The sequence below is a fragment of the Burkholderia sp. AU32262 genome, assembly GCF_020419985.1.
Taxonomy (GTDB): Bacteria; Pseudomonadota; Gammaproteobacteria; order Burkholderiales; family Burkholderiaceae; genus Burkholderia; species Burkholderia semiarida.
The window spans coordinates 169,173-190,608 of the sequence record NZ_JAIZRS010000001.1; the positions used below are offsets into that span (position 1 = coordinate 169,173).

Consider the following 21,436-nt stretch of genomic DNA (forward strand, 5'->3'; position numbering starts at 1 on the left):
TTAGAAATCCTTCACGAGACGCAGTGAGTCGTAGATCGCACCGTGGACGTTGTGCATCGAGATGCAGTCGCCGACACGGAACAGCAGGAAACGGCCGTTGCCGAGTTCTTCCGACAGGCACGGCTGCGGCTCGGCCGCGAACAGCGTGTGCGGATCGATCTGGCCGCGGTTCACCGATTCCGGCTTGAGCTTCCAGTACAGCTCGTCGTTCGGCGACGAGCCGTTCTCGATCACCACCTGGTCGACCGCGCGCTCTTCCAGTTCTTCCGTGTACTCGTTGCGCAGCACGGCGATCATCTTGCCGTTCTCTTCATAGACGCGATCGAGCATCGTGTTCGGCGTCGGGATCACGCCGAACGCGTACAGGCGGCGATAGAAGATCGGGAACGTCGTGCCGCCGCAATCGTCGGCGACCCTCACGTCCGGCGTCACCACCTCGACCTTCGAGCCGCGGCTCGCCATGAAGTCGGCCACGCCGGCGCCCGCATGCGTGCTCACGCCGTCGAACAGCAGCACGTTCTGCTTCGGCTCGACCTTGCCGGTCAGGATGTCCCACGAGCTCACGGCAAGGCCTTCGGCCACGCCCCACGCCGGCACCTGCCACGTGAAGCTCGAACCGCCGGTGGCAAGCACGACGATGTCCGGCTTCTCGGCCATGATCATCTTCTCGTCCGCGGCCACGCCGAGACGCCGGTCGACGCCCAGGCGCTTCGTTTCCATGTCGAACCAGCGGATGATCCCCGACATCTGCTCGCGCTGCGGCGCCTTCGCGGCGATCATCACCTGGCCGCCCACTTCCGCGTTCTTCTCGAACAGCACGACGTCGTGGCCGCGCAGCTTCGCGACGCGCGCGGCCTCGAGGCCCGCCGGGCCCGCGCCGACCACCACGACCTTGCGCTTCGGGCCGCGCGACTTCTCGATGATGTGCGGCATCGTCGCTTCGCGCGACGTCGCCGCGTTCTGGATGCACAGCACGTCGAGCCCGTTGTACTGGCGGTCGATGCAATAGTTCGCGCCGACGCACTGCTTGATTTCGTCCTCGCGGCCGTCGCGGATCTTGATCACCATGTGCGGATCGGCGATCTGCGCGCGCGTCATGCCGACCAGGTCGATCATCCCGTTCGCGAGCAGGCGCTCGGCCTGCCCCGCGTCGCGGATGCTCTGCGCGTGCATCACCGGAATCTTCACGACCGACTTGATGCCGGCCGCGAGATGCACGAACGGCTCCGGCGGCAGCGCCATCGGCGGCATGCAGTTGGCGATCGTGTTGTGCGTGTCGCCGCCCGAGCCCACCACGCTCAGGTAGTCGATCAGGCCCGTCTCGGACATTGCCTGCGCGATTTCCTTCAGCGCTTCGTGATCGAGGCCGTCCTCGTGGAATTCGTCGCCGCACATGCGCAGGCCGACGCAGAAATCCTTGCCGACCGCCTCGCGCACGGCCGTCAGCACTTCGATACCGAAGCGCAGGCGGTTTTCGAGGCTGCCGCCCCATTCGTCGGTGCGATGGTTCGAACGCTTGCTCCAGAACTGGTCGATCAGGTGCTGGTGCGCGGCGGAGATTTCGATGCCGTCCATGCCGGCCGCCTTCACGCGCTTCGCGGCCGCCGCGAAATCGCCGATGATGCGGCGGATTTCCTCGATCTCGATGATCTTCGCGTTGCCGCGGTGCACGGGTTCGCGCACGCCCGACGGCGACATCAGGTGCGGCCAGTGCTCGCCGTGAAACGACGAGCGGCGGCCCATGTGCGTCGCCTGGATCATGATCTTCGCGCCGTGCTTGTGCATCGTGTCGGCCAGGCGCGTGAGCGGATCGATGATCTTGTCGGTCGACAGGTTCACCGATTTCCACCAGCCTTGCGGGCTGTCGATCGACACCGGGCTCGAGCCGCCGCAGATGGCCAGGCCGACGCCACCCTTCGCCTTTTCTTCGTAGTAGCGGATATAGCGGTCGCCCGGCAGGCCGCCCGGCTCGGCATACACCTCCGCGTGCGCGGTGCTGACGATCCGGTTGCGCAGCGTCAGCTGGTTCAGCTGCATGGGTTTGAACAGGTGGGGATAACGCATCGCTGGCGACCTCTGGCGTTCGAATGTCTCGTGTTGCGGGTGTTGTTCTGCTTCAGTGAATCAATGCATCAGTGCGCGATCGGCGACACTTCGAAGACGCAGTGGTCGTGATGCTCGGCCGCGCACTGCACTTCCTTCGATTGCGCGCGCGGCGCATGCTTGCCTTCCGGCGTCGTTTCGTTGACCCAGTCCATCGCGCCCGCGAACCAGCCCGCGAACATGTAGCAGAGCTTGCCTTCCTTGCCCGGCTGCTGGAGCACGAACGACGAGTGGCGCAGCTCGATCTTCGCGCGTGCGCTCGCCGGGTCTGCCTCGATGATCGAGAACAGCCCCCAGCCGCGTTGCGACAGGCGCTTCAGGTAATGCTCGAACACGGCCATGCCGGTGATGCCGTGCTGCTTGGCTTCCTTGTCGCACCAGTGGTAAGCCGACTTGTAGCCGGCCTTGTAGAGGATCTCGGCATACGCTTCGACGCCGAGCGCTTCCTCGACGGCGACGTGGTTGTTCGTGAAGAAGTGGCGCGGCACGTACAGCATCGGCAGCGCGTCGGTGGTCCAGACGCCGGTATCGGGATCGACGTTGATCGGCAGTTGCGGTTGCATCGTGGTGACTCCGTGAGGAAAGTGGCCGCGCGGCTCGGCGCGCAGGCGCGACATCGTCCGCGTGCCCGCGCGGCAAGCGCTGGCACGTCCCGATTTTTTTATGTTGAAACGAAGGGAGCGGTTCGGCTCGGCGGGCGCTTACGCGCCCCACACGTCCTTGAACACGCGTACCCAGTTCTCGCCCATGATCTTGCGGATGCGCGACTCCTTCCAGCCGTGACGTTCCATCGCGGCGGTCAGGTTCGGGAATTCGCCGATCGTGCGGATGCCGTCCGGGTTGATCACCTTGCCGAAGTTCGTCAGCTGGCGATAGCGGCCCTTGTCATGCGTGAGCATGTCGAAGAATTCCTTCGCGAAATCCTGCGTGAAGTCCGTGCCGATGCCGACCGCGTCCTCGCCGATCAGGTTCACGACGTAGTCGATCGCCTCGATGTAGTCGTCGATGTTCGCTTCGATGCCGCGCTTCAGGAACGGCGCGAACATCGTCACGCCGACGAAGCCGCCCGCATCGGCGATCTCCTTCAGTTGCGCGTCGCTCTTGTTGCGCGGATGCTCCTTCAGGCCCGACGGCAGGCAGTGCGAGTAGCACACCGGCTTCTTCGAGAACGCGATCGCTTCCGACGACGTGTTGCCGCCCACATGCGACAGGTCGACCATGATGCCGACGCGGTTCATCTCGGTGATCACTTCGCGGCCGAAATCCGACAGCCCGCCGTCGCGCTCGTAGCAGCCGGTGCCGACGAGGTTCTGCGTGTTGTAGCAAAGCTGCACGACGCGCACGCCCATGTCGGCGAACGCCTCGATGTAGCCGAGGTTGTCCTCGAACGCATGCGCGTTCTGGAAGCCGAGGATGATCCCGGTCTTGCCTTCCTTCTTCGCGCGGAAGATGTCGTCCGTCGTGCGCACGAGCGTCAGCAGCTCGCCGTTGTCGCGGATCTTCTTCTTCATCACGCCGATGTTGTCGACGGTCTTGGTGAAGTTCTCCCACACCGACACCGTGCAGTTCGCGGCCGTGATACCACCCTTGCGCATGTCCTCGAACACCGGCTTCTCGAACTTCGAGATGTTCAGTCCGTCGATGATGATGCTGTCCTGATGCAGCGTGCTCATATCTGCTCTCGCTCGTGTGACTGTTCTTGTGGGGTCGATCAGTAGATCGGGAAGCGCTCGCAGAGCGCGAAGATCTCGCGGCGCACGCGCTGCTCGGTTGCCGGGTCGCCCTCGGGGTTCGCCCGCAGCGCGTCGAACACTTCGAGGATCAGGCGGCCGATCTCGCGGAACTCCGCGACGCCGAAACCGCGCGTCGTGCCGGCCGGCGTGCCGAGGCGAATGCCCGACGTGACGGTCGGCTTCTCGGTGTCGAACGGGATGCCGTTCTTGTTGCAGGTGATGCCCGCGCGTTCCAGCGCCTGCTCGACCGGCGCACCCTTCAGGCCCTTCGGGCGCAGGTCCACCAGCAGCAGATGGTTGTCGGTGCCGCCCGTGACGAGATCGACGCCGCCGGCCTTCAGCACTTCGCCGAGCGCCTGCGCGTTCGCGAGCACGTTGTCGATGTAGGTCTTGAAATCCGCATGCAGCACTTCGCCGAACGCGACGGCCTTGCCGGCGATTACGTGCATCAGCGGGCCGCCCTGCAGGCCGGGGAACACGGCCGAGTTGATCTTCTTCGCGATCTCCTCGTCGTTGGTCAGCACGAAGCCGCCGCGCGGGCCGCGCAGCGTCTTGTGCGTGGTCGACGTGACGACGTGCGCGTGCTCGACCGGGTTCGCGTGGCGACCCGCGGCGATCACGCCCGCGATGTGCGCCATGTCGACCATCAGCTTCGCGCCGACGCTGTCGGCGATCGCGCGAAAGCGTGCGAAGTCGAGCGCGCGCGGGTACGCCGAGAAGCCGGCGATGATGAGGTTCGGCTTGTGCTCGTGGGCGAGCGCCTCGACCTGATCGTAGTCGATGCGCAGCGTGTCGCGGTTCACGCCGTACTGGACCGCGTTGAACCACTTGCCCGACAGTGCCGGCTTCGCGCCGTGCGTCAGGTGGCCGCCGGCATCCAGCGACATGCCGAGCACCGTGTCGCCCGGCTTGGCCAGCGCGAGCATCACCGAGCCGTTCGCCTGCGCGCCCGAGTGCGGCTGCACGTTCGCGTAGCCGGCGTTGAAGATCTGCTTCACGCGATCGATCGCGAGCGCCTCGACCTCATCGGCGAATTCGCAGCCGCCGTAGTAGCGCTTGCCGGGATAGCCTTCCGCGTACTTGTTGGTCAGTACCGAGCCCTGCGCCTCGAGCACGGCGCGCGACACGATGTTTTCCGACGCGATCAGCTCGACCTGCGACTGCTGACGCTCGAGTTCCTTCAGGATGGCGCTGCGCACCGGCGCGTCGCGCTCGGCAAGGGGCTGCGAGAAGAAAGGCTGGGTGTTCGACATAGTGCGTCCGTGACGAAGAATAAAGGGCTGCAACCGAAGCTCAGGGCCCGCCGTGCCTGGGTTTGCCGCTCGTCCAGTGCAAGGCTGCCGACGGCTCTATTCTTGTCGTTCGGATTTTCGGCGGATTGATGAATTTAGACGCGTTCTTTGCCTTTTCCGCCATGCGCGTCCGTTTTATACAAGTGACCGGTCGTGCTTTTCGGTACGGCCGCTCGAAACGGTATTGGACGTTCACCTATGGACACGCACACCGGCAGTGCGTTTGCCGCACGTTCGAGTGCGCCGTCTCCCGGATACGGTGCAGTGCAGCAACGCGCCGATGCCCAGACAACGTATGGAGCTAGGGTTTAGCCGTATGGCACGCTTGTTGCACTCGCTCACACAATACCGCAGCCCGATTCGTGCCCCGGGCCAAAAGCTATTAGAGATTCAAGGAACGCTCCCCATGTCGCCCGACCGCACAGCGTCGCTGTCCCACTTCGCGTTCATGCCTTTACCGAACTTCACGATGATCGCGTTCACCAATGCGATCGAGGTGCTTCGGATGGCGAACTACCTGAGCGGCCAGCCGCTCTATCGCTGGTCGGTGATCAGCCCGGACGGCGGCCCGGTCACGGCGAGCAACGGCCTGACGGTCGACACGGGCCCGGCCGAGTGCGTGGGACAACCCGACATCGTGTTCGTGTGCGGCGGCGTCGACGTGCAGCGCGCGACCACGCCCGCCCATCTGTCGGCACTGCGCCGCTTCGCGCGCTCCGGCATCCCGCTCGGCAGCCTGTGCACGGGCACCTATGCGCTCGCGAAATCGGGGCTGCTCGCGGGCTACGCGTGCGCGATCCACTGGGAGAACATGTCGGCGCTGAAGGAAGAGTTTCCGGACACGCGCTTCCTGAAGGAACTGTTCGTGATCGACCGCGACCGCATCACGTGCACGGGCGGCGTCGCGCCGCTCGACATGATGCTGAACCTGATTGCCGCGCGCGTGGGCACCGCGCGCGTCACGCAGATCGCCGAGCAGTTCATCGTCGAACACGTGCGCGATACGAGCGCACAACAGCGCATGCCGCTCGTCGCGCGCCTGGGCTCGGCGAACAAGTCGCTGTTCGAAGTGATCTCGCTGATGGAGAACAACATCGAGGAGCCGCTGTCGCGCGAGGAGCTCGCGCGGCTCGCGAACATGTCGCAGCGGCAGTTGCAGCGCCTCTTCCGCGAGCACCTCGGGATGACGCCGACGCACTACTACCTGACGCTGCGGCTGCGCCGGGCGCGCGAGTTGCTGCTGCAGACCGACATGTCGATCATGCACATCACGATGGCGTGCGGCTTCCAGTCGGCATGCCACTTCAGCAAGAGCTACCGTGACGCGTTCGGCGTCGCGCCGACGCGTGAGCGCCGCAAGCAGGTGGCGCCGCTCGCGCAGGGGCAGTCGGCAAGCTCGCCGCGGCTGGCGTCGCACGCGGGCCCGCTTCACGCTCCTGCGTGAACGAGCCCCGCGCAATACGAACGCGTGCTGCGCCTGCCCGCCCGATCTACCGGCGATACCGGCTGCCGTCGTAGCTACCAAGATATTGCCAGTCCGCGTTGCTCGTCCAGTCGACCGGGAAATAGCCGAAACGGGCATTCAGGAGCCTGAAGTAATCGCGGGTACTGCGATACGGATTGTCGTAGCCGTATATGTCGCCGATCACGCCGGCTCGCGAGTCGCTCCATGTGCGCATTGCCGCCTTGCGCTGCTTCGCGAGCACCGTCAGATCGAACGCACGCGACGGCGAATACGATTCTCCGTTATAGCTGCCGAGGTAGCGCCACGCTGCGTTGCTCGTCCCATCGATCGGGAAATAGCCGTATTCCGGAGCAATCAACCGAAAGTAGTCGCGCGTGACCCGGTACGGATTCGAATACACGTACAGGTCGCCTGCCGTGCCGCGCCGATTGCCGCTCCACTGCCGTAGCACGCCATTGCCGAATGCACCGATCATCATCGCGTCATACAGCGGACCGCCGTCGCCGATGATCTGGATCGAGCCGCCCAGCGTCGTCGCGGCACGGCCGTCGGTGACGGTCACGCGAATCGGCGCGAGTGCGCCGGGCAGCGCATCGACGGGCGCGGTCAGCATGACGCGCGGGCCCGCCGCCGCCGATGCGCGAAAGCCGGGCGGAATATCCCACTTATATTGAAGCGGACGGCCGTTCGCGTTGGAGACTTCCGCGTCGACGGTAAAACCGCGGCCGCCGATCACGGCCCGCGGCATCACGATGCGTCCCGCCGGCGCCTGTTCGGCAAGCGTGTAGGTGTGCGACACGGCATCGTCCCGGTTGTCCCAGACGGGCTTGTCGAGGAAAGCGAGCTGCAACGCCGCGACGTCCGCGCGTGTCTTCGCATCGACGCGCAAACGCCATTTGTCGAAGAACGGCAACAGGTCGCGTCCCGCCACGCGGCTCGCTTCGACGACGAACGTCCGACGCTTCTGCTGGTCGCTCACCGGCAATTCAGCCGCGGCGAACAACCGGTAACGCTGCGCCAGCCGCGCGTGAAAATCCTGCCCGAACGCAAGATCGAGTTGCCACAGCATCGCCGCGCGCACGAGCGGATCGCGCAGCGCATCGTAATCGCCCTGCGAACCGTCCAGATGCGCGCGCACCTTGTCCCACACGCGTTCGACCACGAGCTTCGACGGCTGGCCGAGCGCGCGCTGCACATACAGCGGCGTCAGCAGGCTCGCCGCGTCCTGCTGGCCGCTCCACGACATTGCCGGCATCCGGTAATGGACGCCCAGTTGCAACCATGGTGTCCAGCCATCGCGCACCAGCTCGTCGACGTTCAACGCGGCCCGTGCATCGCGCGTACGCACGCCGAGCCAGTAATCCATCGCCGACGCGTTGCCTGTCGCCGCGTCCGGCAGCGTGACGAAGTGGTGACGAAACGGCGTAGCGCTTCCCGGGTACACGTTGCCGCGCGCCAGACCGTATTGCTGCTCCGCGAGCGAAACGATCTGATCCCAGCGGTTGAGCAAGCGCTCCGGATCGGCGACATGATCCCGCACCAGCGCGAACGGCATCGTCACGATCATGCTCCTTCCCACGAGTTCCGCGTAGGCTTCGCCCGACGCGCGGTTCAGTATCGCCGGCCAGTCGATCACCCGATCCCGTCCGAGCACGAATCGGGCGATCGGACGCCCGCCGCCAACCAGCCGGACCGCGACGTGGCCCGCGCCGGGCCAACTGCGCGCGACGAAGTAAATCACGCCGCCGCGCTCGACGGCAACGGTATTCAGCCCGGTACGAAGCACGTACCGCTGTCTCGTGACGGCCGGGTGATCGTGGCTCGCGACCGACTCGATCCAGACTTCCGGCGGCCGTTCGGGTGGCGGCCCGCAATACGTAACCTGAATCGTCAACGCGGCATCTCGCGGCGCCCAGAAACCCGTTGACTGCACCGGGCTCGTCAGAAACGCGCGCCGTTGTCCGCGCTGCAGTTCGGCGGGATCGCCGTACTGGCGGAGCGCGGGCTCGCATCCGCCCGGGAGCGGCCCGCGCGGCGCGGCGGCCGGAATGGACGAAACGAAAAACGACGTTGCCGCGACGATGGTCACGCACACGGCGCGGCGTGCCCGACGACATGGATGCTGGTTCATGATCGTTCGACTATCCCCGTAGTGGCCCAAATTCACGCCGCCAATCAAGCGACGCACCGACGATATTCCACGCCACATGAAGATTACCGATTCGATCCATCGGACAATATGAGACAAGTTCGAAATCGATATTGGGTTTCCGCCAAAATTAAAGTCGTCCACCGTTAACGGCCACAAGATTGGCGCAACCGGGCCGAACGCCCGTCCACTCATCGTTCGGCCCGCCCGGAGAAAAATACGTGGCGAGCGAATGCCGTGCTGCTGTCGAGTCGTTCGCCGGCTCTCTCGATTACCAGATTGACGCAAATGCGAGCCGGATCATTGCCCGACGCCCGAATTTCTGGCACACGGCCCGTCGGCCAACGACGAGCAGCCGTGCACGCGACAAATTCCGCCATGCCCCCTATTCATCCCGCAATGACTTTATCCGGCATTTCAACGCGACCCCGCTCATGAAATGAAAATTGGCTCGCGTCAATTTCGAGATAATTCACCTATTAAGTATATGCGACGATTAAGTTATATAGGATCGCAAACAAAAATACACCCGTTACAAAACGAAATCCGCCATCTTCGTACCCGAAACCGACAAAACGATAAGCAGCCATTGCGTTTCCATGCACGCCGAATATGATCGGCTCGAATTCTAACTAGAGAGGAATGGCGACATGATCGACGATGTCGTTGCCGGCCATCACTACGTTCCGGACGGCAGTCCAAGCGAGGCGGACATGACCGGACAGCGCGCCGGGGTTGGTGCGTTTTTGCGCGAAGGCTTTTCGCTGACACAGGTCGAGGGGTTCTGTCTGACACTGTTGCGGCTCGACGCCGAGGACCCTGCGTCGGCCAGCCGGCCGACGGAATATGAATTCGTGATGCTCTCGACGACGGGCGGCCCGGTACGCTCATCGTCCGGCATACCGGTATGGACACAACGGCTGTCGACTCAGGCCAAGCACCTCACGTGCATCGTCGCGTTCGAACCCGTGGACGACGCCTGCATGCCGGGCCGGCCGCGTCCGCCCGTCACCCTGCTCGGTTCGCCCGACGCCGCCGACAATACATGCGACGTCGCGCCCGCAACCGGCCCGGCTTTCCATGCGGCAGGCAACGCGCCGGCCGCCCGCGATGTCGACAGCGGAAAACGCGACGCGTGCATCGGCACACTGCCCACGATCATGGACCGCGGCAGCGCGGCAACGCGCGATGCGAACGTCAGCCGCCGGATCCATCGGTCCGCGAGCTGGCTGCGAGAAAACCACACCAGGCGCATCTCGATCGCGGAGGCCGCGGCGGTCGCCCGGATGAGCGAGCGGAATTTCGTGCGGCGCTTCAAGCAGGAAATTGGCGTCGTGCCGTCGGAATTCGTCCGACGCGTCCGCCTCGACGAAGCCTGCCAGATGCTCACGCATAGCGACCTTCCGGCAGACAAGATCGCCCGGCGCACCGGCTTCAGCCGCGGAAACCAGATGGCAAGGATCTTTCGCCAGTACCTGGAGATGTCACCAACCGAGTATCGGCACACGACGCGCGCGCCCGTCGATTCCGCCGTCCGGTAAGCGCCGAAACGCAGATCGGTCCGGTTCCGCGTCGATCGCGATCGATCGCTGTCCGGCCGATTCGCGAATGCCCGGCGCCGTTTGCCCGGCGCCGGCCCGCGCCGTATCGATCTCCAACGCGATTGCCGCGACCCGCCATGCTCGACGTCGCTTCACGCGGCAGACAGGGTCGCGGTCACCCGGTGATCGGAGCGCGCTTTCTGCAGGAGCACAACCGATGGACCCGATCCGTTCTCGCCCTTCCGTCATGCCACGCATCGTCGATCTGTCGATGATCGTTTCCGGCGCCGTCGCGCCCGTCGCCGTCGGCATCGACGCGGAAACCGACGCGTGGGTCGACGGCATGCCAGTCGCGCTCGCGGCCGCATTCTCGCTGTCGGTCTTTCCCGCGTTTGGACTTTACACGCACGATCGGCGACGGTCCGCCGCGCGACTGCTAAGCAGCACCGTCGTCGCATGGGGCGTCGTGCAAGGCTGCTGCGTCGCGCTGCTGCTCGCGCTGAATCACGAACGTACGCTGCCGTCGGCGTGGTTCGCGTGCTGGACACTGGCCACCTGTATCGGCCTGCTTACCATACGTGCGCTCGCGCTCGCCGGCTTCGACACCGGTCAGCACCGCACGCCGATCACATCGTCGACGAATCGCGGCTGCGCCATCGCGACGACCGCGGCGCGCGTCCAGCGCGCGTCGCATGTGGGCGGCCTCGCAAAACGCGTATTCGACCTGATCGCCGCGATCGTCCTCGTCGTATTGCTCTCGCCCGTGCTTGCCGTCATTGCGATTGCGGTCCGGCTCGATGGCGGCCCGTGCCTGTATGCTCACGTGCGGATCGGGCTTCGCGGGCGCCCCTTCCGGTGCCTGAAATTTCGCACGATGAGGCCGGATGCGGAGCGGCACCTTAAAAGGCTACTGGAAACCGATCCGCAGGCACGCGCCGAATGGGCGCGCGAATTCAAGCTGAAACGCGACACCCGCATCACGACGGCCGGACGCATTCTGCGACGCACGAGTCTCGACGAGCTGCCGCAACTCATCAACGTCATACGCGGCGACATGAGCCTCGTCGGCCCGCGCCCGGTCGTCAGCGCGGAGCTGTCGCGCTACGGTTCGGACATTGCGTACTACCTCGCCGTGCGGCCGGGCATGACGGGCCTGTGGCAAATCAGCGGTCGCAACGACATCGGCTACGCATCGCGCGTCGCGCTCGACGTGCGCTACGTGCGCACGTGGTCGATGGGCGGCGATCTGCACATTCTGTTCAAGACCGTAGGTGTGGTCGTTCGCGGCACGGGTGCATATTGATGGCGTCGCCCGCAAGCAAGAACCGACTGCCGTACCGCTCGATCGCGCTGTCGGTCGCGAGCGCGGTGCTGGCGGGATGTATCGCCGCGCCGGGCATGCGCATGCAGTTGCCGCCGACGATCGCGGCGAACGCCGCCGCCCCGGACACTTCGGCCACATCGCGCGATCACGTGCCGGCGAACGCGCCCACGCCGGTTCCCGTTGCCGTTCATGACATCGGCGCGGAACTGATTCGCGCCACGCGGCGCGACAGCCGGCGCGCCGCGTCGGACGCCGCGCGCCTGCTGGCCGACTCGGACGCCGGCTACCGGGTCGGCGACGGCGACGTGCTGCAAATCGTCGTATGGGATCATCCGGAACTCGCGCAGGCATTCGGCCCCCACTCGTCGGCGCCGGCACGCCCCGCCGACGCGCCCGGCGGTTTCGTCGTCGACCCCGACGGCACGCTGCAGTTTCCTTATGCCGGCACACTGCACGTGGCGGGACGAACGGTCGGCGACATTCGCGCGCTGCTCGCCGGACGGCTCGCGCAATGGTTCCGCAATCCGCAAGTCACGGTGCGCGTCGCGTCGTTCCGGTCAAAGCGCATCTATGTCGAAGGCGAAGTTCGCGAGCCCGGTTCGTATGCGCTGAACGATACGCGCACGACGCTGCACGATGCGATCGGCCGCGCCGGCGGCTTTTCCGCGCAGGCCGACCAGAGCCGCATCTTCATCGTCCGCGACGGCAATGAGGTGCGGCTCGATTTGTCCGGCGCGGCGCGCCCCGACCTCGATCCGGCTCGCATCGCGATGCAGGACGGCGATCGGCTGCGCATTGCGTCGCGCGACGATGCCGCGGTATTTGTATTGGGCGAGGTCAACAAGCCGGGGCGGGCCGTGCCGTCCCGCAACGGCCGGCTCACGCTCAGCGATGCGCTCGCTCAGGCCGGCAGCATGAACCAGTCGACCGCGGATGCCGCGCAGTTGTACGTCATCCGCGGCTCGTCGCGCACGACGCCGGACATCTATCGACTCGACGCGACGTCGCCGGTCGCACTGGTACTCGCGAATCAGTTCGAGCTCGAACCGCAGGACATCGTCTACGTCGACGGCGGCGGCCTCGTCCGGATCAATCGCGTGCTGAGCCTGTTGATGCCAGCGATCAACGCAGGCTTGACGGCAGCGATCGCAACCAAATGAAGCGCTTACCCGATTCGTATCGCACGACGCGCCGGCCGGTCGCCCAACCGGGAGCGCGACGATGACCGAAACGCGCGACGGCCGTGGCGCCCGAGAGCGGTTTTCCGATGGCACGCGATTCGTCGCGACACTCGAAATGCTGTTCGACCACAGACGGACGATCGCGGCCACGCTATGCGCGTCGCTATTGGCCGGCGCGGCCTACATCGTCGCCGCACCGTCGGTCTATCAGGCGGAAATTCTCGTCCAGATCGTCGACAGCAGCGAGGCGGGGGCCGCGCGCGGCCTGCTGGGCGAAATCTACACACTGTTCGACGTCAAATCGACCGCGGCGGCCGAAACCCAGATTCTGGCCTCCCGCCTCGTCCTGTCCCGCACGGTGGATGCGCTGAACCTGTTCATCGACGCGCGGCCGGAACGCTTCCCGCTCGTCGGCGAATGGATCGCGCGACAGACTGCCGGCCTGTCCGAGCCGGGCATGTTCGGTTACGGCGGCTACACATGGGCGCAGGAACGCATCGACGTCGCCGGGTTCGACATACCGCACGCGTATCTCGACCAGCGCTTCACCCTGACGCGGCTCGGCGCGGACCGCTATCGGGTCGCCGGACCCGGGCTGCCCGCACCCGTCCACGGGCGGATCGGGCGACCTGAACGATTTCCGGTTCAGGGCGGCGAGATCGTGCTGCACGTCGCCTCGCTCGATGCGCGCGCCGGTGCCCGCTTCATGCTGGCGCGCCATTCGCGCACCCGCACCATCGAACGGCTGCGCGCCGATTTGAACGCCTGGGAAAAGGTCAAGCAATCGGATGTCATCTTCGCGACGCTGCGCGGCACCGATCCGGTGCTCGTCACGCGAGTATTGAACGAGATCGGTCGCCAGTATGTCGCGCTGAACACCGAGCAACGGGCGCTCGAGGCGGCCCGCTCGCTGTCGTTCCTCGAGCGGCAGGAGCCGTTCCTGAAAGCACAACTGACCGAATCCGAAGCGCGCCTTACCGCGCTGCGCAACCAGCAGGGAAGCGTCGATCTCGCCGAGGAAGCGAGGATCGCGCTGATCCACGCGGCCGACGACGCGTCGCGCCTGATCGAGCTCCGGCAACGCCGCGAAACGCTGTTGTCGCGCTACGCGCCCGGTCATGCTGACGTGCTCGCCATCGATCGCCAACTCTCGGTTCTCGATCGCGATCGAAGGCGGGCCGAGGAAAAAATCCGGCGCCTGCCCGATCTTCAGCAGCAGGTGCTGCGCCGCATGCTCGACGTCAAGGTCAATACCGACCTCTACACCGCGCTGCTGAACAATATTCAGCAGCTCCAGCTGGTGCGCGCGGGCAAAATCGGCAACGTACGCCTCGTCGATGTCGCGGACGTACCCGAGGAGCCGATCGGTCCGAGAAAGAAGCTGATCGTCATCGCATCGGCGCTGTTTGGCCTCGTCGCGGGCTGCGTGGGCACGATCGCCGGCGCGCTGCTGCGCCGCGGTGTGACCGACCCGCGGGCGATCGAGCATCGCGTCGGTGTCCGCGTGCTGGTCAGCGTGCCGTTCAGTGCGTGCGCGCCAACGTTCGCGGGCGCCGCCGGACATGCACCGGCATGCCGTGCGATCGGGCGCGACGACGATCCGGCGATCGACAGCCTGCGCGCGTTGCGCGTGATGCTCGAGCATCTCCGCCCTGGGCCGGGGCATCGCATCGTCGCCGTGACCGACGCCGCCGAACGCGCCGGCGCGCGCTTCGTCGTCATGCGTCTCGCACGGATCTACGCGGCGGCGGCGGCCCGTGTGCTGGTGCTCGACGGCGACATGCGCAGCGGCGGCCTGAGCCGCGCGTGCGGTCATGGCCGTGCGCCCGGACTGTCGGAGATCGCCGCCGATGGCCGCATGCCGGCGGATCTCGTGATTCGCGACGTCGTGAACGGCATCGACTTGCTGACGGCAGGCACGACCGGCGGTCATGCGGCCGACCGGTTGACGAGCCGGCCGGTCTGGCAGCGCATCGCGGCATTCGCACGCGACTACGACGCCGTGCTGATCGCGTGCGGCCCGGCGCTCACCGCACCGGATGCCGCGGCACTCGCCAGCGTCGCGGACACGACGCTGCTCGTCGCGCACGCCGGGCGCACGACGCTGAATCAACTGGAAGACGCGGTCGACCGATTGACGTCGAGCGGGGCGAACATCGGCGGCATCGTCCTGAACGGCGTCCACCCGCGCATGCCGCACAGGCGGCCCGACGTCACGCCCGCCCCGCACGTTCGCGCCGGACGCGCCCGATACCGCGAACCGAAGTCATGACATCTCGCGCCCCTTCCCGCATCGGCGCCGTGGTATCGGCCGCCACCACGGCAACCGGATCGCAGTTCCGGGAATCGGCGACTTCCATCGCAGGCACGGTCGTCGCACAGGCCGCGTTTTTCGCGTACCTCACGTACGTCGCGCGCAATTATGGCCCGGACGTCCTCGGAGTATTCAACTTCCAGCTGGCAACCGGCACGCTCGCCGGTACGTTGCTGACGCTACGCTACGATCTTGCATGCCTGAGCCACGATCCGCGGCGCTCGTTCGAAGCGCTCGTGACCCTCGTCGCATTCGCCGCCTGCGTCGCGGGCTGCTGGTTCGCGATGTCGTACGTTGCCGGATATCCCGCATCCGCGGCGCTGATCGCGTTCGCACTGACAGTCAACCTGCAGCTCGCGGCGAACGGATATCTCGGCAGCCTGCGCGGTTATGCGTGGATAGCCGCGGCGAAGATCGCCGTCAATGCGCTGGCTGCCGTCGCGTTGCTCGCACTGCCGAAAGCTGGCCTTGATACACGGCCCGATCCGTTCGACCTCTACGTGCTGACGGGCATTCCGGTCGCATTCGTCATGCTGGCGGCGATTTTCCGGCATGGCCGGCGGTGCGGTTATCCGCTTCGTATCGACACGGGATTCTTCCGCACGCATCGCCGCTTCCCCGCCTATATCCTGCCCGCCACGCTGTGCGCGGCCGTGCTGACCCATGTACTGTCGATCACGGTTCCGCTGTGGTTTCCCGCGGAGGAAGCCGGCCAATTCGCCGCGGCCTGGCGGTTCGGTTTCTTTCCCGTTTCATTGATCGGCGCCGCACTCGGCCAGGTCTTTCGCCGCGACGCGCTTGCCGCGATCGCGTGCGCCGATGGCGGTCGCACGTTGCGCATGGCCTACGCGCGCCACGCACGCGTGCTGTTCGCGATCGCGCTGTTCTATGCGCTGGGCGCAGCCACCCTGTTCCGCCCGCTCGTCCTGCTGTGCATCGGAGAAGCATGGCTGCCCGCGGCGGATCTTCAGTTCCGCCTCATTCCCCTATTCGCGCTGCAGATCGTCTACGTGCCGTTATCGCAAATATTTCTCGCCGTTCGCGCACAGCGCGCGGATTTTCTGTTTCAGCTTTCGTGCGGCGCCGTGTTGATCTGCACGCTGCTGGTCGCCCACCGGCATGCGTTGTCGCTCGCCTCGAGCCTGAGCCTGTTCGCCCTTTCCGGCACCGCGATGATGGCGCTCGGCATCGCACTGACGCACCGATACGCAACGATTCCTGACGGAGGACAACAATGAGACTGCTCGTAGTGGATTCGATGCAGCGCTATCGCTTCATGATCCGGCTTGCCGCGGCGGCGCGCGACGAATTCCCGATCGCGTTCGCCACCAGCGAACCGCTCGCGCATTTTCTGATTCTGCGAGCCGGTTTCCGTTCCGTTTACCTGCGTTCGGATCGCCGGACCGCCGCACTCGCCGACGACTCGGACTGGCGCTGCGACGATGCGATCGAAGTACTCAATGGCCGGGTTTCTTCCGAACGGGCGGGGCGCGAATCGGCCGGCATCGTCAGAACCATCGCCACGCTGCTCGCGACCGAACGTATCGCGCAATGCGTGATGTGGAACGGTCAGCAGCTCGTGTGCCGGGCGATCGCCCACGTCTGTGCCGAACGCCGCGTGCCGATGAAATTCCTGGAGATCTCGAACTTGCCCGACAAGCTGTTCGCCGATACGCTTGGCGTCAACGCCCGTTCGTCGATCGCACGCTGCCCGTCAGCACTCGACCATCTCCCGCTTCCGGACGAACACCAGCATCGCGACTGGCTCGCGCGCTACGAGCGTGACAAGGCTCGCCCGCTGCCGCAAGCGGGCACCTCACTGCACGCAATCCTGCAATCCACGGTGAACTACGGCATGAAACTGGCCACGCGCGGCGTCGGGCGCAACGCCCGGGACGCGATCGTCACGCGCCCGGCAACGGTCGACGTCAGACATACCATCGCGCCGGACGCCGACGAGCTCGCCGCGCGGCGCTACGTGTTCCTCCCGCTTCAGGTGTCGGACGATACGCAGCTGAAACTGCATTCGGAAGTGGACAATCTGGAGGCAATCGACATTGCGCTGCGTTACGCCGCCCATGAGGATGCGGCGCTGATCGTCAAGGTGCATCCGGCCGAACGCAATGCAGCCCTGGTCGATGCCGTGCTCGACCTGAAACGACGTCACGGTTTTTATGTCGCGACCTCGAAAACCGTCGACCTCGTGAAGCACGCCCGCCTCGTCGTCACGATCAACTCGACCGTCGGACTCGAAGCGATGTTGTACGGCAAGCGCGTCGTGCCGCTCGGGCGCTGCTTCTACCGATCGTTCGATCGCGATCGGCTGCTGCGCTACATCCACGCGTTCCTGATCGACGGCGTCGATTATTTCGGCGCCCGCGCCATTCCGGCACAGGCCGCACGCCGCATTCTTTCGCTGGATTGATGCCATGTCGACCACGCTTCGCACCACCGTCGGCACCATGATCGACGAGTACCGCCGGAATCGCTTCGTCAAGACGCGCTGCATCGTCCTGTTCTTCCGGGTCGCGCATTATCTTGCATGCCGCAACACCGCGACACGTATTGCCGGTGCACCACTCATCGCGCTTTACGTCGTGCTGTGCGACTGGCTGATGGGCGTCGAGATCCCGGTCAAGACCCGCATCGGCCGCGGGCTCACGCTCTTTCACGGCACGGGGCTCGTCGTCAACGGATTCTGCGTGATCGGCGAGCGCTGTGTGCTCAGGCACGGCGTCACGATCGGCAACACGCTGCGCGCGGACGGGTCGACGAGCGGTGTGCCGATCGTCGGCGACGACGTCGAATTCGGCGCGAACAGCATTGTGCTCGGCCATGTCCGGATCGGCAGCGGCGCGAGAATCGGCGCCGGCGCGGTGGTCGTTCGTGACGTTCCGGACGGCGGCGTCGCGATCGGCGTACCCGCACGCGTGATCGTGCATCGGGAATCGGCACGATGAAAATCTACATCCTGCATCCGGGCCGTGCGCACTACCCGGAAATCGATGCGTACACCATGTACTTCACCGCACGCGGCTTCGAGGTCGCATCCGGACGTCCCGACGATCACGCGCGGCTCGCCGCGCCGGGCGACTGGATCCTCTGGTGCATCATGGGCTTCTATCCGCGCGCGCTGCGCGCCCGCCTCGTGATTCACGATTACCGATCGTTGTCGATCGGGCGGCTGGCGCCGGTGAAGGACTGGATCAAGCGCCATCGGCAGCCCACGCCCGATCTGCGCATCTTTCAGAACGAACGACTCCGCGACACGCTCGCGTTTCGCGATGGCGCGCCGGCATGTCTGTTGCCGATGGGCGTCCCGGACTGGATCTTCGCGCTCGCGAACGAACCGATTCCCGCCGGACCTGCCGGCCGCTTCTGCTATATCGGCGAGATGAGCGTCGAGCGCCGCTTCGACGACGTCCTGCGCGCGTATCAACAGTACCGCAGCTCGCCCGCGGACACGCTCGTGCTCGTCGGCGAACCGGATCCGCGCATCCGCGCCCGGTTCGCGAACGTTTCGGGCATTACGTTCGCCGGCCGCTTGCCCCAGCGCGACGCGCTGTGTGTGGTCGCGCGCTCTGACTACGCGGTGTGCTATTTCCCGACACATCGCCCGCACTGCTATCAGACGCCGACCAAACTGCTCGAGTACGCGGCGCTCGGCAAGCGCATTCTCTGCAACGGTTCGGCGACCCACGCCACGCTGTCGCGGCTGCTCGGCATCCGCTGCCATATGGCAGGCAATGCGATATTCGACGATCTGCCCGCCTCTCTCCCTTCGATTCAGCCGAACGACCCCGCGCGTCTTCGGCATATGGCGTGGCCCACGGTCATCGATGCGTCCGGCGTCGCCGAATGGCTCCAATCATCCGCCGCGCGCGGGAGCAGGCAATGAGGCACGGTACGGCGTCGACGTTCAACGCCGTCGTACTCGCATGGACGGCCGGCGCATGTATCGCGGCGCTGTGGTTGCCGTTCTGGGCGTTCGCCGGCTACTTGCTGATTCTGACGCTCGTCGGCTGCGATCGGGACCCGGCCCGGCCGGCGGTCGCCGTACTGTGCGTCGCGGCGCTCGTCGTTCTCGGCCCGCTCGTGGCGCTGAAGCTGCCGATACCGACGCTCGGCAACGACAAGCCGCAATATCTCGGCTTCATGGCCGACATGCGCGCATTCGGCGTCGACCTGTTCCTCGCCAAACAGCCAGAGCTGCTGTCGTTCGCGTCGCTTCATGCCGCGGCGACGCTGTTCGGCATCAACGACCGCGCATTTCTCGTACTGTTCGACGTTTACTTCGGGCTGCTTCTGATCGCCGTGTGGCAAGCCGGATATCGGGCGCTGCCGCTCTTCGTGCTGCTGTTCCTGTCGGCTTCGTCGTTTTTCGGTACGTACGCGAACCTGATTCGACAGGCGATGGCGCTGCCGTTCATTTTTCTGATGATATCGTCGCGTGGCCGGTTGGAGGCCGCCTGCCACGCGACGTTGGCCGGCCTCGCACATCTTCCCGCGCTGGCGGTCGCCGTGCCATACGTGCTGCTGTGCCGCGTCGGGCGCCCGACAGCACCTGTCGGGGTGGCGGCGGGCGTGCTCGCGATAGTCGCGTCGGGTCGCGACTGGAGCGCGCTTGTCTCGCCCGACAAGGCGGATTCGTATTTGTCCGGCAAGGTCGGCCTGTACACGTCGTGGGAAAGCGGCAACACGCTCAACGTGACGCTTTTCGCATGCATGCTCTACGCGCTGTGCTGGGCATTGTGGCAATGCAACCGGCCGCGGCCGGCGGCGGCGGATCGTCGAACCATCGACACCACGCAGCGTTACCTGCTCGCACTCACGGTTGCGGCGGTCGCGCTCGTCGCCACCCGGCACATGACGAAGGTCTATGAGCGCGTCTATATCTATTTCTTCGTGATCGCGCTGATGACGCTGTCGCTCATCGTGTCGCAGATCCGCCGTGGACCGTTCAAGGCGTTCGTGCTGTGCGGCGCGCTCGGCTATGGTGCATATGGCTTCGCAAAGAATCTCGACAACCAGCCGTTGCTGTTTCGGGGGAACGTCCACGCGTACCTCACATCGAGCCTGTTCAATCTGTACCACGATCTCCTGATGGAATTCGAATGAAAATCGTCCAGATCGTCGAGTCGAGCGCGACCGGCACGCTATCGATCGTCCGGCTGATCGCGAACCGCTTCGCCTCGCAAGGGCACGACGTGCATGTCATCTACTCGCGCCGCGCGGAGACGCCCGCCGCACTGGACGCGCTGTTCGACCGGCGCGTGGCGCTGCACCGCGTGCAAATGACGAGCATACGCGACCTGACGTCGATCGTGACGTTGCGCCGCATGCTCATCCGACTGCAACCGGACGTCGTCCATCTGCACTCGTCCCGCGCGGGATTTCTCGGCCGTATCGCCGCACTGGGCGCGCTTGGCGAGACGCGATTGCTTTACAGCCCCCATTGCATCGCGTTCATGCGCCGCGATCTGTCGGTGGCAACGCGGCATCTTTTCGTGATGCTCGAGCGCATCGCGTCGGTCAGGCGCTGCCTGTACGTTGCGTGCTCGGCCAGCGAGCAACGCGCGATCCGGTCGTGCCTCATGCAGCCGGTCGAACTGCTGGAGAACGCAACCGACTATCGGGCGGCACCGTTACATCGCCGCGCCGCGACCGACGCGTGCGAGATCGTGACGGTCGGCGGCATCCGCCCACAAAAAAATCCGGGCCTGTTCGCCGACATCGCGGAGCGCATGCGGGGCTCGCGCGTCCATTTCACGTGGATCGGCGACGGTGAGCCGGCGCTCAGGCTTCGGCTCGCGGCGGCCGGCGTGCGCGTCACCGGCTGGCTCCCGCACGACGCCGTCGCGACGCAGCTCGCCGGCGCCGACATCTATCTGTCGACGTCGTCGTGGGAAGGCATGCCGATCGCGGTGATCGAGGCCATGGCATGCGGTCTTCCAGTCGTCGCGACGCGCTGTGCCGGCAATGTCGACGTCGTCGATCCGGCCCGCACGGGCGAACTGTTCGATACTGCCGACGAAGCCATCTCGCTGCTCGCACGGCTTGCCGGTGATCCGCGCGCGTGCGAAGCGATCGGCGCCTCCGCTCGCCGCGCGGCCCGCGTGCGGTTCGGCGACGCGCGATTTTTCCGACAGCTCGCCGCGCTTTACAACGGACGGGCCGCGTCGGACGCGGCCGACGAGTCGCCGCCCGGCTGATGTGTCGACGCCGTACCGTCTCGTTGGCGGCCCCACACCTGCATGTGCTGCGCAGGCCGCCGTCCGGCTCGGCGAACCGGTTCGACGGCATGCGGTCCGCTTTCTCTTTCGCTTCGCCCGGT

The 21,436-nt window shown here is 65.7% G+C and carries 16 protein-coding genes; 11 read left to right on the plus strand and 5 right to left on the minus strand.

The window, feature by feature from the left end; all coding sequences use genetic code 11:
* The 4 genes from LGN10_RS00695 to LGN10_RS00710 all read right to left on the minus strand — a co-directional run bounded on the left by LGN10_RS00695 (position 1) and on the right by LGN10_RS00710 (position 5,089).
* The gene (locus LGN10_RS00695) at positions 1-2,064 is read right to left on the minus strand and encodes an NADH:flavin oxidoreductase (protein ID WP_226221202.1); all 2,064 of its coding nucleotides are present in this window, start codon (positions 2,062-2,064) and stop codon (positions 1-3) included.
* A gap of 68 nt (positions 2,065-2,132) precedes the next feature.
* Positions 2,133-2,666 (minus strand): DUF5943 domain-containing protein, encoded by a 534-nt coding sequence (locus tag LGN10_RS00700; RefSeq protein ID WP_226221203.1) that lies wholly within the window; start codon positions 2,664-2,666, stop codon positions 2,133-2,135.
* 138 nt (positions 2,667-2,804) lie between these two features.
* The gene (locus LGN10_RS00705) at positions 2,805-3,776 is read right to left on the minus strand and encodes a dipeptidase (RefSeq protein WP_034186088.1); all 972 of its coding nucleotides are present in this window, start codon (positions 3,774-3,776) and stop codon (positions 2,805-2,807) included.
* A gap of 38 nt (positions 3,777-3,814) precedes the next feature.
* The gene (locus LGN10_RS00710; protein WP_059642373.1) at positions 3,815-5,089 is read right to left on the minus strand and encodes a serine hydroxymethyltransferase; all 1,275 of its coding nucleotides are present in this window, start codon (positions 5,087-5,089) and stop codon (positions 3,815-3,817) included.
* 355 nt (positions 5,090-5,444) lie between these two features.
* Here LGN10_RS00710 and LGN10_RS00715 point away from each other — a divergent pair, with 355 nt between their 5' ends.
* Positions 5,445-6,572, plus strand: a complete 1,128-nt coding sequence (locus LGN10_RS00715; RefSeq protein WP_226221204.1) for a GlxA family transcriptional regulator — start codon at positions 5,445-5,447, stop codon at positions 6,570-6,572.
* 46 nt (positions 6,573-6,618) lie between these two features.
* Here the strand turns inward: LGN10_RS00715 and LGN10_RS00720 are convergent, their stop codons facing one another.
* Positions 6,619-8,487 carry a M60 family metallopeptidase gene (locus tag LGN10_RS00720; protein WP_226221205.1) on the minus strand — a complete coding sequence of 623 codons (1,869 nt, stop codon included), beginning with the start codon at positions 8,485-8,487 and terminating at the stop codon, positions 6,619-6,621.
* Positions 8,488-9,392: 905 nt separating this feature from the next.
* On the opposite strand from LGN10_RS00720, the gene LGN10_RS00725 reads away from it, so the two are divergent.
* The 10 genes from LGN10_RS00725 to LGN10_RS00770 all read left to right on the plus strand — a co-directional run bounded on the left by LGN10_RS00725 (position 9,393) and on the right by LGN10_RS00770 (position 21,314).
* Positions 9,393-10,283: a helix-turn-helix domain-containing protein gene (locus tag LGN10_RS00725; protein ID WP_226221206.1), complete on the plus strand. Its 891-nt coding sequence runs from the start codon at positions 9,393-9,395 to the stop codon at positions 10,281-10,283.
* Positions 10,284-10,530: 247 nt separating this feature from the next.
* Positions 10,531-11,586 (plus strand): sugar transferase, encoded by a 1,056-nt coding sequence (locus tag LGN10_RS00730; RefSeq protein ID WP_226221207.1) that lies wholly within the window; start codon positions 10,531-10,533, stop codon positions 11,584-11,586.
* Complete coding sequence (locus tag LGN10_RS00735; protein WP_226221211.1) at positions 11,586-12,767, plus strand: polysaccharide biosynthesis/export family protein; 1,182 nt, start codon at positions 11,586-11,588, stop codon at positions 12,765-12,767. The genes LGN10_RS00730 and LGN10_RS00735 overlap by 1 nt, the downstream gene beginning before the upstream one ends.
* Before the next feature lie 61 nt (positions 12,768-12,828).
* Complete coding sequence (locus LGN10_RS00740; RefSeq protein ID WP_226221213.1) at positions 12,829-15,060, plus strand: GNVR domain-containing protein; 2,232 nt, start codon at positions 12,829-12,831, stop codon at positions 15,058-15,060.
* Positions 15,057-16,340 (plus strand): lipopolysaccharide biosynthesis protein, encoded by a 1,284-nt coding sequence (locus LGN10_RS00745; protein ID WP_226221215.1) that lies wholly within the window; start codon positions 15,057-15,059, stop codon positions 16,338-16,340. The genes LGN10_RS00740 and LGN10_RS00745 overlap by 4 nt, the downstream gene beginning before the upstream one ends.
* Positions 16,337-17,527: a capsular biosynthesis protein gene (locus LGN10_RS00750; RefSeq protein WP_226221217.1), complete on the plus strand. Its 1,191-nt coding sequence runs from the start codon at positions 16,337-16,339 to the stop codon at positions 17,525-17,527. Before LGN10_RS00745 ends, LGN10_RS00750 begins: the two co-directional genes overlap by 4 nt.
* Before the next feature lie 4 nt (positions 17,528-17,531).
* Complete coding sequence (locus LGN10_RS00755) at positions 17,532-18,062, plus strand: serine O-acetyltransferase (RefSeq protein ID WP_060968424.1); 531 nt, start codon at positions 17,532-17,534, stop codon at positions 18,060-18,062.
* Positions 18,059-19,000 carry a glycosyltransferase family 1 protein gene (locus tag LGN10_RS00760; RefSeq protein ID WP_226221219.1) on the plus strand — a complete coding sequence of 314 codons (942 nt, stop codon included), beginning with the start codon at positions 18,059-18,061 and terminating at the stop codon, positions 18,998-19,000. The genes LGN10_RS00755 and LGN10_RS00760 overlap by 4 nt, the downstream gene beginning before the upstream one ends.
* Positions 18,997-20,220, plus strand: coding sequence for an EpsG family protein (locus tag LGN10_RS00765; RefSeq protein ID WP_226221221.1), 1,224 nt, complete (start codon positions 18,997-18,999; stop codon positions 20,218-20,220). The genes LGN10_RS00760 and LGN10_RS00765 overlap by 4 nt, the downstream gene beginning before the upstream one ends.
* Positions 20,217-21,314: a glycosyltransferase gene (locus LGN10_RS00770; RefSeq protein WP_226221223.1), complete on the plus strand. Its 1,098-nt coding sequence runs from the start codon at positions 20,217-20,219 to the stop codon at positions 21,312-21,314. Before LGN10_RS00765 ends, LGN10_RS00770 begins: the two co-directional genes overlap by 4 nt.
* The last annotated feature ends 122 nt before the right edge of the window (positions 21,315-21,436 follow it).